Source organism: Brucella tritici (assembly GCF_008932295.1).
Classification (GTDB): Bacteria; Pseudomonadota; Alphaproteobacteria; order Rhizobiales; family Rhizobiaceae; genus Brucella; species Brucella tritici.
Genome location: NZ_WBWA01000019.1, coordinates 1 through 14,914 on the forward strand (window position 1 = coordinate 1; position 14,914 = coordinate 14,914).

The window sequence follows — 14,914 nt, forward strand, 5'->3', positions numbered from 1 at the left end:
ATGGCGCAATCATTGCCCACTGCTGGTCATCAAGCCAGAATTCTCCTGCCATGGTCCAAAACTCCCGCTGCAGAAGCGAGTGAATCACGGAGTGCCAGTATGATCAAGAGTCTGATTGGGTTTTGGCCCTAGAGCATGTCTCCCGAAAGTGGGAACCGCCTCCGCGGGGAAATCAGTTCACTGGACTGATTTCTGATCCCCACTATGACGGGATAAAGACATACGTAAAAACAAATGGATAGAGCGGTTCCAATGTTCCGCTTTAACCGGAACGGCTCTGGAGCGCTCTCACTGTTTGTTTTGACGCGCATCTCATCCGGAAACCGTTTCACACTTTTGGGGATGCGCTCTAAAAGCGCGCCAAATTTCTCATTCTTTGTAACAAGCAGGTGAAGGCCGCTTTGTGCGGCCTGCGTGGTCTTGTCGTCAGTCTGTCCCGTTGATAGGTTCCAAGCCTGTTTATTTACAAGCCAGTTTGTTTATCTGAGTGGGCAGGGTATGGGTCGCATTTTTCTTGCTTTAGCGTTTGTTTTCTTCGCATTCGCCGCTCAGGCGGATGAAACACAGCCGATGCGGCTGCCGGTCGACAAGGAACCGCTGACATTCGTCACCGCCAATGGCAACAAGGTAAATTTTGCGCTGGAAGTGGCTGAAAGCGACGATGCGCGTGTGCGCGGACTGATGTGGCGCACGGATTTTCCCAAAGATCGGGCGATGATCTTCGTGTTCGGAGAGATGCGCCGCGTCATGATGTGGATGCAGAATACACCGTCGCCTCTTGATATGGTTTTCCTTGATGACAAGGGACGCGTATCGGCCATTCACGAAAATGCGGTGCCATTCTCCGAAAATATTATTTCATCTGAGGTTCCGGCAGCGTATGTCGTGGAACTTCTGGCCGGTACGGTGAAACGAACCGGCATAAAGCTCGGTGACAAGGCTATCCATCGCGTGATCTGCGGTGCGTGCAAGCCTTGATATCGAGACAAGACAATCAAGAGGAATAATCAGGTGAGTGCCCTCGATATCGAATATTTCGAACATGATGGCTTGCGTCTGGCGTACCGTCAGGACGGAGAAGGCGATCCGATCCTGCTCATTCACGGCTTTGCGTCTTCAAGTATCGTCAACTGGGTTTCGCCCGGATGGTTCCGCACGCTGACCGAAGCCGGATATCGCGTCATCGCCATCGATAATCGCGGTCACGGGCTTTCTGCAAAGCCCCATGACGCGGACGAATATACGCCGACCAAAATGGCGGCGGACGCGGCAGCACTTCTTGATCATCTCGGGATCGAGCAAGCGCATGTCATGGGCTATTCCATGGGCGCGCGCATTACCGCATTTCTGGCGATTGAACACGCCGAGCGCGTTCATAGCGCTGTTTTTGGCGGTCTTGGCATCGGCATGGTGACGGGCGCTGGCGACTGGGAGCCTATTGGCGAGGCGCTGCTTGCAGAAGATCCGACCACGATCAACCATCCGCGTGGGCAGATGTTTCGGAAATTTGCCGACCAGACGAAGAGTGACCGTATCGCCCTTGCCGCCTGCGTGATTACCTCCAAGGAGTTGGTTCCCGCTGCCGCGATTGCACGCATCATGCAACCCGTTCTCGTGGCCGTCGGCACAACCGATGATATTGCAGGCAGCGCGCAGGAACTGGCCGATCTTCTGCCAAATGGACAGGCCGTCGATATTCCGGACCGCGACCATATGCTGGCCGTTGGTGACAAAGTCTACAAGCAGGCGGTGTTGCAGTTTTTGAAAGAAAATCCGCTCTGACGGGAATTTGATCTTGGACAAAGAGCGCGCCGACGGGGCGCGTCAAATTCGGCTGTGTCAAGGCAAACCATTTTAAGTTATGCTGCGCGCCGAACTCGTATTGCGGCGTGGGGACTGAGCGAAAGTTCGGCTGTCGTCTCCTCCTCGCGCGGTGCAAAACTGGAGTATGCATATGTCCGTTCGCACATCAGCGAAAGCGACCCCCGGTCTGGGTCAGGTCGATCCTATCTGGCATTCCATCCGTGCCGAAGCGGAGGAAGCCGCCAAGAACGATCCCGTATTGGGTACGTTCCTTTATGCCACGATCCTCAACCAGCCGAGCCTGGAAGATGCGGTCATGCATCGTATCGCCGAACGTCTTGGCCATGCCGATCTGAGCGCCGATATTCTGCGCCAGACCTTCGACGCGATGCTGGATGCCAATCCTGAGTGGTCGCAGATTGTGCGCGTCGATATTCAGGCGGTTTATGATCGTGATCCAGCCTATAGCCGCTTCATGGACCCTATCCTTTATCTGAAAGGTTTCCATGCGATCCAGACCCATCGTCTGGCGCATTGGCTTTACCATGAAGGCCGCAAGGATTTTGCCTATTATCTGCAGAGCCGTTCGTCATCGATTTTCCAGACCGATATTCATCCGGCCGCACGGCTTGGCAGCGGTCTGTTCCTCGATCATGCGACCGGACTTGTGGTCGGCGAAACGGCCTTGATCGAAGACAATGTTTCGATTCTTCACGGTGTCACACTCGGCGGCACGGGCAAATCGAGCGGCGACCGCCATCCGAAAATCCGTCACGGCGTGCTGATCGGTGCTGGCGCGAAAATTCTTGGCAATATCGAAGTCGGTCATTGCTCGAAAATTGCTGCTGGCTCAGTGGTTCTGAAGCCTGTCCCGAACAATGTCACGGTAGCCGGTGTGCCGGCCCGGATCATGGGCGATACGGGTTGCGCCGAGCCTTCCCGAGTCATGGACCAGATGCTGGGCGAGGGGATTTAGGCGATACATCGTATTGTTGCAGGCTGAACGGGCCGCTTGCTGGTTTTTTCCAGTATGCGGCCTATATTCTGTCAAAAGAAGCTATTAGCTGCCGACAACCCTTGAGCACGGCTTTGCCGGGGGTTTACATAGGAAATGGCCGGATGCAATAAACCGGCTCAATTCAATATCAGGAGAAGCCGGTTGAAACCCGAAGAACTCAAAAAACTGGACGCCTATTTCAAACGGACCTTCAACAATCCCGGCCTGCAGGTGAAAGCGCGTCCTCGCAAGAATGACTCCGCCGAGCTTTACCTCAACGACGAATTCCTCGGCCTGGTCTATAAGGACGAGGATGAAGGCGAACTCTCCTACAATTTCTCGATGGCCATTCTCGACGTTGATCTTTGATAGGTCGCGGTAATCGCGTCGTGTGCGACGCTGATGCCGGGCAGGAATGCCCTCTGACGCCCTTTCCGATGGAGAGGGCGTTTTGTTATCCTGACACGACTATCCCTGAGTCCTGGATATCTCCATGAAATTCGGTTTTTCATTAGCCATGCTCCTGATGGCCCTGTCTTTAGCTGCGCGCGCAGAAGTTCTGGGAACTATCGAAACCGAACAGGACGATGGTTCGCGCTCGGTGATTGAGATACTTGATGAACCGCAAAGCATTGGGAAATGTGACGGCGCTTATGCTGCCGCAGCCTATGTCATGGACCGTGATTTTTCTCTTCTTGCAGGAAACGGATGCTGGAAGCTTCTCGGATCGGCAGAAATATTAAAGCTGGAAATCGTGCTGGCTGCCACGGAGGAACATCTTTTGAGTGGAGTTCCGCTTGGCAAGATCAAGTTCGCTGAAGACGGTCGCTCCAAGTTTCAGCATCTGGTTGGGCAATAAAGCGCGTCGCGCTTTATCAAACTTGAAAGGCACGCTTTAAGCTTTTGTTTTCAAGCATGTTGCCCAAAACCGGTTCCCACTTTTGGGCAACATGCTTAGAATCAGTCGATCTGTTTCGTATCGTTTCCCAGAAGATGTGCGTTCGCAAAATCAATAATTGCGCTGTCCAGTGACTTCCATTCGGCCAGCATGGAGCGAGGGAAGCGATAGAGTATCTGCAGGTCGCGCCCGAACTGGACATCGCGCTCGCATGAATTGAAGCTTTCCGCAGCACTATCCGCAAGGCATCGCGCAACGAATTCCGGCTTGCCGCTGCTCGGATCTGACAGGGCGAGTTCCTCGCCCTTGTAACCGCTGTTTTCGAGAAAGCGGTGCACTGTCAGGTTTCCGGGCACTGCTTCTCCGTTCGGGTCAATCAGTTCGGCATAGATCGGCAGATAACGCCCGCTCATATCGCGCGACATGGTTCGCTGCTCGATGGACATGAAAATGAGATGCCGTTTTGGAGTGAGGAGGTTGAAGATGGCGCGGTCGCGTTCCGTGTAGCCGGTAAGGCCCGGCCAGCGGGCATAAAGATCGAGACGCCCGGTCACACCATCTCGTCGCTGGTTTGAAAAGCGGATCATATTGGCTGGAATCGACAGGACGTTGTTGCCAATGATGATTTCATAAGCGTGCGTGCTGTCGGAGTGTCCGCCTCGCGCAATCAGCGGACCAAGCAGACGTCCGCCAACATTCACGGCAACCGAAAGCAGAATCAGGACGATAACCGCCAACAGCAGCCAGCCGAAGAGGCGACTTCCCATTTTCGAGGCGGTGTAATCTGGTGCTGTTTCCATCTGGGTTTCATGGCGATGATATTGCAAAAGAATATCGGTCTTTTATGGTTAACAGAGCGTGAAGTCGTGCTTGTATGACGGCTTGAAACGGCTTAGCGATTCAATATCGAGTTTGCTGATGGAGGAAGAACATGCCGATCTATGCATATAACGGGCACAAGCCGCTATTCGCGGACCGCAGCAGCAACTGGATCGCACCCGATGCGACCCTGATCGGCAAGATCGTTGTCGGCGAGAATGCCGGTTTCTGGTTCGGTGCTGTTTTGCGCGGCGATAATGAGCCGATCACCATTGGGGACGACACCAATGTTCAGGAACACACCATCATGCATACGGATATCGGCTTTCCGCTGACAGTCGGTGCAGGCTGCACCATCGGGCATCGGGCCATTCTTCATGGTTGCACCGTCGGTGACAACACATTGATCGGCATGGGCGCCATCGTTCTCAACGGCGCGAAGATCGGAAAGAATTGTCTGATCGGGGCAGGGGCGCTTGTAACCGAGGGCAAGGAAATACCGGACAATTCGCTGGTGGTCGGCTCTCCTGCGCGAATTCTCCGGGAACTGGACGATGCTGCGGTCGAAAAACTCAGACTTTCCGCAGAACATTACGTCGAGAAGGCCCGGTCTTTCATGCGCGGGCTGGAGCCGGCCTGAAAAGAAAAAGGACGGGGCCAGAGGGAGACTGACGGCCCGTCCTTGTTCGTTTTATCGTCTGATCAGTTCTTGATGCTGCCGACCAGGAGTTCGCGGTCACTCTTGATCGAAACCCAGCTTCCGGTGTTCGTGGTCGACTGGCGCTTCAGATAGCTATAGTCGGTCTTGTTCCAGGCGAGGACGCGGGTATCGAGATTGTCGAGGATGAAGTCGCCGCGGTCGGTGCGAACGGTCAGAACCGCATGGCCTTCACCGTTTGGCTGGCGAACCACTGTGAAAAGCAGCGTATTTGCCGGGATGCCGAGCGCCATCAGTTCGCGACGCTTCAAAAGCATGTAGTCGTCGCAGTCACCCACTGTTGTCGGGTATTCCCAATATTCCTCGCGGCCCCAGGCTTCCATATCGGTCATCGGCGCGATCTTGTCGTTGACGCTCGCATTCACCGTAATGATCTGTTTCCAGATTTCCGGTGTCAGCTTCAGCATATTGCTGTTGCGGCTGGTGATGTTGCATTCGGACTTGTAGCGCTCGCAGAATTCGTAATGGCCAATGGGCTGCGAAGTGCGTTCTCCGGTCGTCATCCACGGTGAATTGGAGGCGGGGCTTGCTGCCTCTGCCAGTCCGATTCCGAGCAGCATCAGGATGGCTGCGATGATGGTTTGTTTTGTCATTCTTTTGTCTCCCTGTTGGAGACCAAGATGACTTAGACAATTTGAAGGCACGCAAATTTGCGCGCGAAAATGCGAGTCAAATTCGATTAAAACTGCAAATAACGCTGAAACTTTTTGTCAACGAACAGACAAATTCAGGGCAAATCGGGCCGTTTTTGCGGCTTTTTCGTGATTGCGGGCATTTCGCGGTTTGCCATTCCGTAACCTTGACGCGCATTCATCTTTTGGGCGGATGCTTTCAACCGAAAAGATTGTCCAGTGTTGTGCTGGTCTGGATGGTAGCGAATTCGATTGCGAAGCCGCCCTGGAAATGACGGACGACGGTTCCCCGGATCGGTCCTAGCATGACGCCGCTCTTGATCGCGGGCTTGAACTCGCTTTCGATGGCAGCACCGGAAAGCGAAAGGTCGGCAATGCGGCACAGTCTTTGTGCGCCGTCGGTAAATGTAATGTTGTGCTGGGCCTTGCGCGGCACGACGCGTTCGTGACGGCGATCTTCGGGCAAGGAAAGTTCGTGCTTGTTGGCAAGCCAGGTCAACTGTGCGGAAAGCTTGTCTTTCTTCTGTTCGGAGGTCGACAGGAGAATGTGGAAGCCTTCGGATGTAATCTCGTTGGCAATTCCTTCGATCCGTCCCACATGGTCGATATAGGCGATGATGCGTTCGCCGTTGCGCGGCGTTGCAATGCCGCTCATGAGTGCAGTTCCAGGCGACATGCGCTTGATGATACAAGGAAATTCGCTGCGATTTTCCAGCATGTAGCGACCGTTGAGATCGACATTCACGGCGTTGAAATTTTCCTGCCGCACGTTGCTCGCAGAAGATGCCGCAGCAAATCTGTTCATCAAAGCCGATCCATCTCGAATTTTGGCACTCTCACTACCTGTCACAATACAGTAGCCGTCGATAAAGAGAAATCGCGATTTCACCCCTGCGTCAGGCTTTGCCGCCCTTGATAATGCGCAATTTCGGAACGGCATGTGGCTGCGTCGGGCGAACATTCGTCCACTCTCGCCCTCCTCGGGGCGCATTTACTGTGATGGCAGCCGATTTTCGAACGTCATTTGCCAGAATCAGATCGGGAGCCACCGGTTCGATAGAATTCAGATGGCCGAGGACGATTGGATCGGCTCCGACCCATGTGACGGAATCAAGCACAGCTATGCTGCCGAGAAGGCTGATCTGCCCATTCGACGCTTCCAGCGGGGCGAGAAACATTTCCAGACCGAGGCTTCGTCCGGACATGCTGATTCCCACATGCGAAACGAGGGCAGGGACTTCGAGGCTACTCACATTTTCCGTCAGTTCGCCAAGGGCTGCCCGGTCCCGCTCGGACCAGAGCGAGAGAAACCGTGTGTTTTTCAGTTCCCGACCGAAAAGGGTGCAGATGCGTGTTCCCGCCAGACGAAACGACAGGTCGCCGTCCTTTTCAGCCTCAAGGAAGAAGAGGTCGGACAGGTGGCGCCCGAGCTTGCGCGGCTCGATCTGTTCGCGCATTGGCGCACGAAAGAAACCGTTTTCCGTGCGGGCCAAGCGCTGCCATTCGCTGAAAATCGCGATCGTACTGCGGTGTTTCATCATGCGCCGTTGATTTGTCCGTTGCACGCGGAGGCTGCCTCCGCTGTTGAACGCATTAAAATAGTATTAACGACGAGGATGCCAGTTTAACCCTTTCTTCATCCACCGGGCTCGTCTGTTAAGGTTAATAATAAGTAATGGTTGCATGGCACTGAAAGACGCGCTTTGATAAGGCTTCAGACGAAGCCTTTGACTTGGTTGGCGTTTTTCTGAGCTCCAGATTTAATTTCGCGAAAGATTTCTGTTCGCGTCAAGGCCGGCCGGGAACCTCCGTCGGCCTTTATTTTTAACAAATTCTGCCCTATCAACATGCATCGACCAGACGCAAAAGGCTCCTTCGGTCCGATTGCGGTGCTTCGCATAAAATAGAAAGCAGCAGTTCATGAGCGTACCCCAGCCGGAAATGAACGGCAGTAACCGCCGGTCGGGCGGTAGTGAGCCGATATTCAATATTCCGGGCGTTGTTCTCGCTCTGATCGGCCTGTGCGCTGCAGTCTATATTTATCAGAACTACCTCATCAGCGAGCAGCAGAACTATGAGTTCATGCTGAACTTCGCGCTCATCCCGGCACGTTTCTCACTGGCGGATGGTTTTACCGATCCCGCAGCACTTTTCACGCTCATCAGCTATTCCTTCATGCATGGCGGCTTTGCCCATATTGCCGTCAACATGATCTGGCTCGCAGCTTTCGGTTCCCCGCTCGCGGGCCGTATCGGTACGGGGCGAATGATCGTTTTCTGGATATTCACCTCGGTGATTGCCGGGTTGACCCATTATGCGATCTATCCGGACAGCGTTTCGCCACTAGTGGGGGCATCGGGTGCGATTTCGGGAATGATGGGTGCAGCGGCGCGTTATGGCTTCCGCCGCATCGGCCATGGACGCAGATCGGAATTCGCTGGCCCTGTTCTTCCGGTTGGACTGACCCTGACGCTGAAGCCTGTCCTGACTTTTGTGGGTGTCTGGTTCCTGATCAACATCATTACCGGCCTTTATTCGACTGGCGAGGCGGACCTTTCCAGCATTGCCTGGGAAGCGCATATAGGCGGCTTCATTGCCGGGTTCTTCGGTATTTCACTGCTGGACCGCCCACGCAGCTATGATGCCGTGCTGAGGCGATAAGTTCTGCACTCTTTTGGCTTTGACAAAGCCTTCTCCCCATTTGATGCCACTTGCTAATCTGACGTTCGAAGCGCACCATCATGGAACGTGGTGGGAGGAGCTGCGTTCTGCTTCATATGGCGTTTGAACGCCGGAAGCAGCGAGTGCTAAATCTTGGAGGGACTTTGGCATGACCGTAAGATCGATTCTCGAAACAAAGGGCAGGGATGTGCTGGTTATCGCACCTGCCGATACGCTATCCCACGCCGTCGCCATGTTGAACAAACACAAGATCGGCGCGCTGGTGGTGTGCGACGAGGCCGGTCGAATCAAGGGTATCCTGTCTGAACGCGATGTTGTGCGCGCCGTTGCGGCACAAGAAACCAAGGCCATGAGCATGCCGGTGGCCGAAGTCATGACGGCAAAAGTGCAGGTCTGCCGCGAACATCATACGATCAATCAGGTGATGGAGATCATGACGCGAAGCCGATTCCGCCATATGCCGGTGGAAGAAGGTGGCAAGCTCGTGGGAATCATTTCAATCGGTGACGTCGTGAAGCGGCGCATCGAAGACGTCGAGCGCGAGGCGGAAGATATCCGCACCTATATCGCTACCGCCTGAGAGCCTGTTCCAAAAGTCGCCCTGTGTGGCTGCAAATGGTAATTTATCTGCGTTCCGGTGCTCGCGCCGTTTTTGGATTCAGGCTTCGAAACGATTTTTCCATTCTCCCGGATGGGAAGCCAACCGGGAGAGGTTTTTTGCAGTCGAATCAACGTGCGCGGAGATATCGCTCGGCAGCGTAAAGCGAGATTGCAGCCGCATTCGATACGTTGAGCGACTTGATTTCGCCCGGCATGTCGAGGCGGGCAAGCGCGGTGACTGTTTCGCGCGTCTTTTGACGCAGGCCTTTGCCCTCCGCACCAAGTACGAGAGCGATTCGTCCGCCGGACAAGGTGGCTTCCATTTCCAGCGGCCCTTCCGAATCAAGACCGATGGTCTGGAACCCGAGGCTGTGCAGCTCTTCAATCGCTTCGGCCAGATTGCGCACTTCAATATGCGAGATCATTTCGAGGGCACCGGAGGCGGCTTTCGCCAGAACGCCGGTTTCCTGCGGGCTGTGACGGCTTGTCGTAATCAGCGCGCCAGCCCCGAAGGCTACGGCTGAACGCATGATGGCGCCGACATTGTGCGGATCGGTCACCTGATCGAGGACGAGAAGCAGCGGGCTGTCCTTCAGTTCGGACAGTTTACGCGCGCGCAGCGGCTCGGCTTCGATCATGACGCCCTGATGGACGGCTTCGGAACCGGTTTCCTTGTCGATGTCGCGCGGATCGACGATTTCGACGGGGAAGGGGAGAGATTCGGCCTCTCCGATCTCGAGCCGGGCGAATCCGTTTCGCGTCGCGCGCATGCGCAATATTTTGCGTTCCGGGTTTTCCACGGCTGCGCGGACCGTATGCAGGCCATAAAGCCGGACGGTTCCCTCGGTCACGGCGCTTGCTGAAATGGAAGGACGCTGCGGTTTGCGCGGTGATTTGCCTTCGGTCACGGCCTTCTGGTCGCGATGCTGGCGGCGCAGGCGCGCATAATGAGAATCTTTTGGTGTGCGGGGCGAGTTTTGATCGGTCATGGCGTGCTTATAACTCTTTAGGTGAGCGGAAGATAGCGACTTCACCTGTGATTGCTATCAGGCTGTTCTGATTGCCAAATAATCTCTGATGGCTGGAAAATCCTGAGAAATGCGGGCGTTTGAGCCTATGAAACGGGAGCGTGGAAGAGGAACTTTCCACGACGTTGTGGACGGACATGCATTCTTTTCGCTTTTACCCTGTTGACAGGGGATAAGCTTATCGTCATAAGGCCCCTCGCGGATCGACGGCTGGCCCAACAGTCAGCCAGAAGCCCCGCGGAAATGCCTAGTCGCTCGACTCTGCTGATAGTGATATCTGGAGGGATGCCCGAGTGGTTAAAGGGGACGGACTGTAAATCCGTTGGCTATGCCTACGTTGGTTCAAATCCAACTCCCTCCACCACTGTCGGATCAGAGTTAAGAGTGCGCGGGTATAGCTCAATGGTAGAGCAGCAGCCTTCCAAGCTGAATACGCGGGTTCGATTCCCGCTACCCGCTCCAAGTTTTTCAGAGCGGTTTGGCGTGTAAGGAATCATCGACGGGCGGTTCGCCGTTCCGTTTTGGCATAAATGCTGGCCCGGAAGCCAAAAGGCTTTTGTGCTGGCGCTTGAGCGGTTCTAGAACAAAGAGAACAACGGCGATGGCAAAGAGCAAATTCGAACGTACGAAGCCCCACGTTAATATCGGCACGATTGGTCACGTTGACCATGGCAAGACGTCTCTGACGGCTGCGATCACGAAATACTTCGGTGACTTCAAGGCCTATGACCAGATCGACGCAGCGCCTGAAGAAAAGGCGCGCGGTATCACGATTTCGACGTCGCACGTCGAGTACGAAACCGCAAACCGGCACTATGCACACGTCGACTGCCCTGGTCACGCCGACTATGTGAAGAACATGATCACCGGTGCTGCGCAGATGGACGGCGCGATCCTGGTTGTTTCGGCTGCTGACGGCCCGATGCCGCAGACCCGTGAGCACATCCTGCTCGCCCGTCAGGTTGGCGTTCCGGCAATCGTTGTGTTCCTGAACAAGTGCGACCAGGTTGACGATGCAGAACTGCTCGAACTGGTTGAACTGGAAGTGCGCGAACTTCTGTCGAAGTACGACTTCCCGGGCGATGAAACCCCGATCGTCAAGGGCTCGGCTCTTGCTGCTCTGGAAGATTCGTCGAAGGAACTGGGCGAAGACGCTGTTCGCGCTCTGATGGCCGCTGTTGACGACTACATTCCGACCCCGGAACGTCCGATCGACCAGCCGTTCCTGATGCCGATCGAAGACGTTTTCTCGATCTCGGGCCGTGGTACGGTTGTGACGGGTCGCGTTGAGCGCGGTATCGTCAAGGTTGGTGAAGAAGTTGAAATCGTCGGCATCAAGGCGACGACGAAGACGACGGTTACCGGCGTTGAAATGTTCCGCAAGCTGCTCGACCAGGGCCAGGCTGGCGACAATATCGGCGCTCTGATCCGCGGCGTTGGCCGTGAAGACGTTGAACGCGGCCAGGTTCTCTGCAAGCCGGGTTCTGTGAAGCCGCACACCAAGTTCAAGGCAGAAGCTTACATTCTGACCAAGGACGAAGGTGGCCGTCATACGCCGTTCTTCACGAACTACCGTCCGCAGTTCTACTTCCGCACGACGGACGTGACCGGTGTTGTCACGCTGCCGGAAGGCACGGAAATGGTTATGCCTGGCGACAACGTTGCTATGGACGTCACCCTGATCGTGCCGATCGCAATGGAAGAGAAGCTCCGCTTCGCTATCCGTGAAGGCGGCCGCACCGTCGGTGCAGGCATCGTCTCCTCGATCATCGAGTAATCAATTTGACTGGCGGTTACGCCGCCAGTCTGGCATTCTGCCGATCAGGCATTGCAATGCCGCATAGGGGTATAGCTCAGTTGGTAGAGCGACGGTCTCCAAAACCGTAGGTCGCGGGTTCGAACCCTGCTGCCCCTGCCATTTCATAACGGGTGCTCATGGCTTGACTATGGGCGCCCGTTTTCTATATTGTAAGTTAGGCGGTAATCTATGCCGCCTTACCTTTTCGATGGTGGCGCAGGCTTCGGCAGGGCGACGCCGTTGAAAACGATAATTCCCTGCAGGATTTGTTGGCCGGGCAGGGGAGGATTGCCGCCGCACGATTGGATGGTGCGCCGAGTGATATTCGCAAGGATCGGATTTCCGATAAGCCTGTATGGTATTCTTTTAACCTTTGGGCTTGTTTTTTCCGGGAATCGATTCTATGTAGCGTCAACAGACACGCGGCGCGTGGGGCTGAATTTTCAGCTTTGCGTGCCGTATACGCGTGACTTCAGGCTTCTGATTCGTTTCGGCGGGGCAGGGTTTGAGGGGAGCGCCGGATCAATGACAGAGCGGCAGATGGCATCCAAGACGAATCCGATCACCTTTTTTCAGCAGGTCCGCGCCGAAACGGCGAAGGTAACCTGGCCTACACGGCGTGAAACGGTCATCTCCACCATTATGGTGGTGATCATGGCGTTTCTGGCTGCCGTGTTCTTTTTTCTTGCCGACCAGCTTATGGCCTATGGCGTAGAATTTATTCTCGGCCTTGGTCGATAAGTTAGGATTGGGGAGTTTTTAGATGACGGCGCGCTGGTACATCGTTCACGCCTATTCCAATTTCGAAAAGAAGGTCGCCGAGGATATTGAAGCCAAGGCGAAGCAGAAGGGTCTGTCCGAGCTGATCGAGCAGATCGTTGTGCCGACCGAGAAGATCGTTGAAGTGCGCCGCGGCCGCAAGGTTGACGCAGAGCGCAAGTTCTTCCCGGGTTACGTGCTGGTTCGTGCAACCCTCACGGATGCCGTCTTCTCGCTTATCAAGAATACCCCGAAAGTCACTGGTTTCCTTGGTGATTCCAAGCCTGTTCCTGTTTCCCAGAAGGAAGTCGACCAGATTCTGAACCAGGTTCAGGATGGCGTCGAGCGTCCAAAGACTTCGGTATCCTTCGAGATTGGCGAAAACGTCCGCGTTTCCGATGGTCCGTTCGCTTCGTTCAACGGTATCGTTCAGGAAGTCGACGAAGAGCGCGCGCGTCTCAAGGTTGAGGTTTCCATCTTCGGGCGCGCAACGCCTGTGGATCTGGAATACGGTCAGGTCGACAAGCTCTGATCGTTTTGCCCGAAAGGGCATTCATCCCGACCGAATTTCGGGTGGGGTGAAGTGGTGGAAGGGAAGGCGGCTTAGCCGGTCGTCGATCTCCGAACCACCGAACTGCCCGCCAGTCGAACTGGCGTCAGTCGAGAGCCGGATTATCCGGCATTAATCGAGAAAGCCGGATTATCCGGCAAGTTATAAAGGCAGAAAGCAATGGCTAAGAAAATTGCAGGCCAGCTTAAGCTCCAGGTAGCGGCAGGTGCGGCCAATCCGTCGCCCCCGATCGGTCCGGCCCTGGGTCAGCGCGGCATCAACATCATGGAATTCTGCAAGGCGTTTAACGCTGCCTCGCAGGAAATGGAAAAGGGTTCGCCGATTCCAGTCGTGATCACCTATTACCAGGACAAGTCTTTCACTTTTGTGATGAAGACGCCTCCGGTAACCTACTTCCTCAAGAAGGCTGCTAACCTCAAGTCCGGTTCGAAGACCCCGGGCAAGGCGAGCGCCGGCACGATCTCCCGCGACAAGGTTCGCACGATCGCTGAAGCGAAGATGAAGGATCTGAACGCCGCTGATATTGAAGCAGCGATGCGCATGATCGAAGGTTCTGCCCGTTCGATGGGCCTGGAAGTGGTGGGCTGAGACGATGGCGAAGATTTCCAAGCGCATTAACAAGATCCGTGAAGGCGTCGATCGCAACAAGCTGTACGATCTGTCGGCTGCTATCGGCCTCGTCAAGGAACGTGCTGTCGCCAAGTTCGATGAAACCATCGAAATCGCGATGAATCTCGGCGTTGATCCGCGCCACGCTGACCAGATGGTTCGCGGCGTTGTCAACCTGCCGAACGGCACGGGCCGTACGGTTCGCGTTGCTGTTTTCGCTCGCGGCGACAAGGCTGAAGAAGCCAAGAAGGCTGGCGCCGACATCGTCGGTGCGGAAGAACTGTTCGAAATCGTCAATGGCGGCAAGATCGAATTCGATCGCTGCATTGCTACCCCGGACATGATGCCGCTCGTCGGTCGTCTCGGTAAGGTTCTCGGCCCGCGTGGCATGATGCCGAACCCGAAGGTTGGCACCGTCACCACCGACGTTGCAGCTGCTGTTGCTGCTTCCAAGGGCGGCGCAGTCGAGTTCCGCGTCGAGAAGGCTGGTATCATCCATGCCGGTATCGGCAAGGTTTCCTTCGACAATGCCAAGCTCGAAGAAAACATCAAGGCTTTCGCTGACGCCGTCATCAAGGCAAAGCCGTCGGCTGCCAAGGGTGAATACGTCAAGCGCGTATCGCTTTCCTCGACCATGGGCGTTGGCGTCAAGGTCGACCCGGCAACCGTCAAGGTCGTCGCCTAAGTTTTCAGGGCTCCGGTTCGCCGGAGCCCAAGCCTTTCCGAGAGGGGAGGCGTGGCTGCCAGCCGGTCCTGCAATGCGGGGCGAATGGCAAGAATTCCGGATCGCAAGATCCGGATAGCCGGACGAAAGTCCGGTTATCCTGTCCGAGATTGCAGGCGGATCATCATCTTCGGGTGGTAATCCTTAAACATATGGCCTGCATGAGACGTGGAATAACCCTGTTTCGCGTGAATACGCATGCAAGGTTTGAACCGTAGTTGCCTTTGAGTGATGCCTGGCTTCCAGGATAGCTGAAGGGGACAGGATCCTCGAACG

Annotated in this window: 18 protein-coding genes and 3 tRNA genes; 16 read left to right on the forward strand and 5 right to left on the reverse strand. The window is 55.3% G+C overall.

Annotated features, from left to right (window positions below):
• Window positions 1–498 precede the first annotated feature (498 nt).
• The 5 genes from F9K91_RS17510 (at window position 499) to F9K91_RS17530 (ending at window position 3,659) form a co-directional block, all read left to right on the forward strand.
• Window positions 499–978 (forward strand): DUF192 domain-containing protein, encoded by a 480-nt coding sequence (locus tag F9K91_RS17510; RefSeq protein WP_061346140.1) that lies wholly within the window; start codon window positions 499–501, stop codon window positions 976–978.
• A gap of 33 nt (window positions 979–1,011) precedes the next feature.
• Window positions 1,012–1,782 carry an alpha/beta fold hydrolase gene (locus F9K91_RS17515; RefSeq protein WP_151678343.1) on the forward strand — a complete coding sequence of 257 codons (771 nt, stop codon included), beginning with the start codon at window positions 1,012–1,014 and terminating at the stop codon, window positions 1,780–1,782.
• A 172-nt stretch (window positions 1,783–1,954) separates the two neighbouring features.
• Window positions 1,955–2,779 (forward strand): serine O-acetyltransferase, encoded by an 825-nt coding sequence (gene cysE, locus F9K91_RS17520; RefSeq protein ID WP_010659889.1) that lies wholly within the window; start codon window positions 1,955–1,957, stop codon window positions 2,777–2,779.
• Window positions 2,780–2,962: 183 nt separating this feature from the next.
• A complete protein-coding gene (locus tag F9K91_RS17525; RefSeq protein WP_010659890.1) occupies window positions 2,963–3,169 on the forward strand; it encodes a DUF3126 family protein in 207 nt (68 codons plus the stop codon).
• Window positions 3,170–3,293: 124 nt separating this feature from the next.
• Window positions 3,294–3,659 carry a hypothetical protein gene (locus F9K91_RS17530; protein ID WP_151678344.1) on the forward strand — a complete coding sequence of 122 codons (366 nt, stop codon included), beginning with the start codon at window positions 3,294–3,296 and terminating at the stop codon, window positions 3,657–3,659.
• A gap of 101 nt (window positions 3,660–3,760) precedes the next feature.
• Here the strand turns inward: F9K91_RS17530 and F9K91_RS17535 are convergent, their stop codons facing one another.
• Window positions 3,761–4,498 (reverse strand): hypothetical protein, encoded by a 738-nt coding sequence (locus tag F9K91_RS17535; RefSeq protein WP_151678345.1) that lies wholly within the window; start codon window positions 4,496–4,498, stop codon window positions 3,761–3,763.
• Between the two features lie 131 nt (window positions 4,499–4,629).
• Between F9K91_RS17535 and F9K91_RS17540 the strand changes: the two genes are divergently transcribed.
• Window positions 4,630–5,157 carry a gamma carbonic anhydrase family protein gene (locus F9K91_RS17540; RefSeq protein ID WP_029928855.1) on the forward strand — a complete coding sequence of 176 codons (528 nt, stop codon included), beginning with the start codon at window positions 4,630–4,632 and terminating at the stop codon, window positions 5,155–5,157.
• Window positions 5,158–5,219: 62 nt separating this feature from the next.
• Here the strand turns inward: F9K91_RS17540 and F9K91_RS17545 are convergent, their stop codons facing one another.
• The 3 genes from F9K91_RS17545 to F9K91_RS17555 form a co-directional block, all read right to left on the reverse strand.
• Window positions 5,220–5,828, reverse strand: coding sequence for a transglutaminase-like cysteine peptidase (locus F9K91_RS17545; RefSeq protein ID WP_151653601.1), 609 nt, complete (start codon window positions 5,826–5,828; stop codon window positions 5,220–5,222).
• Window positions 5,829–6,066: 238 nt separating this feature from the next.
• Complete coding sequence (locus tag F9K91_RS17550; protein WP_151557709.1) at window positions 6,067–6,672, reverse strand: PilZ domain-containing protein; 606 nt, start codon at window positions 6,670–6,672, stop codon at window positions 6,067–6,069.
• Between the two features lie 91 nt (window positions 6,673–6,763).
• On the reverse strand, window positions 6,764–7,405 hold the full coding sequence (locus F9K91_RS17555; protein WP_235913219.1) for a PAS domain-containing protein: 642 nt from the start codon (window positions 7,403–7,405) through the stop codon (window positions 6,764–6,766).
• A gap of 382 nt (window positions 7,406–7,787) precedes the next feature.
• On the opposite strand from F9K91_RS17555, the gene F9K91_RS17560 reads away from it, so the two are divergent.
• Together F9K91_RS17560 and F9K91_RS17565 are read left to right on the forward strand one after the other, a co-directional pair.
• Window positions 7,788–8,528: a rhomboid family intramembrane serine protease gene (locus tag F9K91_RS17560; protein ID WP_151678346.1), complete on the forward strand. Its 741-nt coding sequence runs from the start codon at window positions 7,788–7,790 to the stop codon at window positions 8,526–8,528.
• 169 nt (window positions 8,529–8,697) lie between these two features.
• Window positions 8,698–9,129, forward strand: coding sequence for a CBS domain-containing protein (locus tag F9K91_RS17565; protein WP_061346147.1), 432 nt, complete (start codon window positions 8,698–8,700; stop codon window positions 9,127–9,129).
• Window positions 9,130–9,277: 148 nt separating this feature from the next.
• Here F9K91_RS17565 and rlmB read toward each other — a convergent pair whose 3' ends face one another.
• A complete protein-coding gene (gene rlmB / locus F9K91_RS17570; protein ID WP_061346148.1) occupies window positions 9,278–10,138 on the reverse strand; it encodes a 23S rRNA (guanosine(2251)-2'-O)-methyltransferase RlmB in 861 nt (286 codons plus the stop codon).
• A 318-nt stretch (window positions 10,139–10,456) separates the two neighbouring features.
• On the opposite strand from rlmB, the gene F9K91_RS17580 reads away from it, so the two are divergent.
• The 8 genes from F9K91_RS17580 to rplA all read left to right on the forward strand — a co-directional run bounded on the left by F9K91_RS17580 (window position 10,457) and on the right by rplA (window position 14,599).
• Window positions 10,457–10,541, forward strand: a tRNA-Tyr gene (locus F9K91_RS17580).
• 24 nt (window positions 10,542–10,565) lie between these two features.
• Window positions 10,566–10,639 (forward strand) — tRNA-Gly (locus F9K91_RS17585).
• A gap of 139 nt (window positions 10,640–10,778) precedes the next feature.
• Window positions 10,779–11,954 carry an elongation factor Tu gene (gene tuf, locus F9K91_RS17595; protein WP_151557717.1) on the forward strand — a complete coding sequence of 392 codons (1,176 nt, stop codon included), beginning with the start codon at window positions 10,779–10,781 and terminating at the stop codon, window positions 11,952–11,954.
• 65 nt (window positions 11,955–12,019) lie between these two features.
• A tRNA-Trp gene (locus F9K91_RS17600) sits at window positions 12,020–12,095 on the forward strand.
• Window positions 12,096–12,515: 420 nt separating this feature from the next.
• Window positions 12,516–12,716, forward strand: a complete 201-nt coding sequence (gene secE, locus F9K91_RS17605; RefSeq protein WP_061346481.1) for a preprotein translocase subunit SecE — start codon at window positions 12,516–12,518, stop codon at window positions 12,714–12,716.
• A gap of 22 nt (window positions 12,717–12,738) precedes the next feature.
• A complete protein-coding gene (gene nusG / locus F9K91_RS17610) occupies window positions 12,739–13,266 on the forward strand; it encodes a transcription termination/antitermination protein NusG (RefSeq protein ID WP_006467043.1) in 528 nt (175 codons plus the stop codon).
• Window positions 13,267–13,464: 198 nt separating this feature from the next.
• Entirely contained in the window at window positions 13,465–13,893 is a 429-nt protein-coding gene (rplK, locus tag F9K91_RS17615; RefSeq protein ID WP_010659903.1) for a 50S ribosomal protein L11, read from the forward strand.
• A gap of 4 nt (window positions 13,894–13,897) precedes the next feature.
• Complete coding sequence (gene rplA / locus F9K91_RS17620; protein WP_061346150.1) at window positions 13,898–14,599, forward strand: 50S ribosomal protein L1; 702 nt, start codon at window positions 13,898–13,900, stop codon at window positions 14,597–14,599.
• Window positions 14,600–14,914 lie beyond the last annotated feature (315 nt).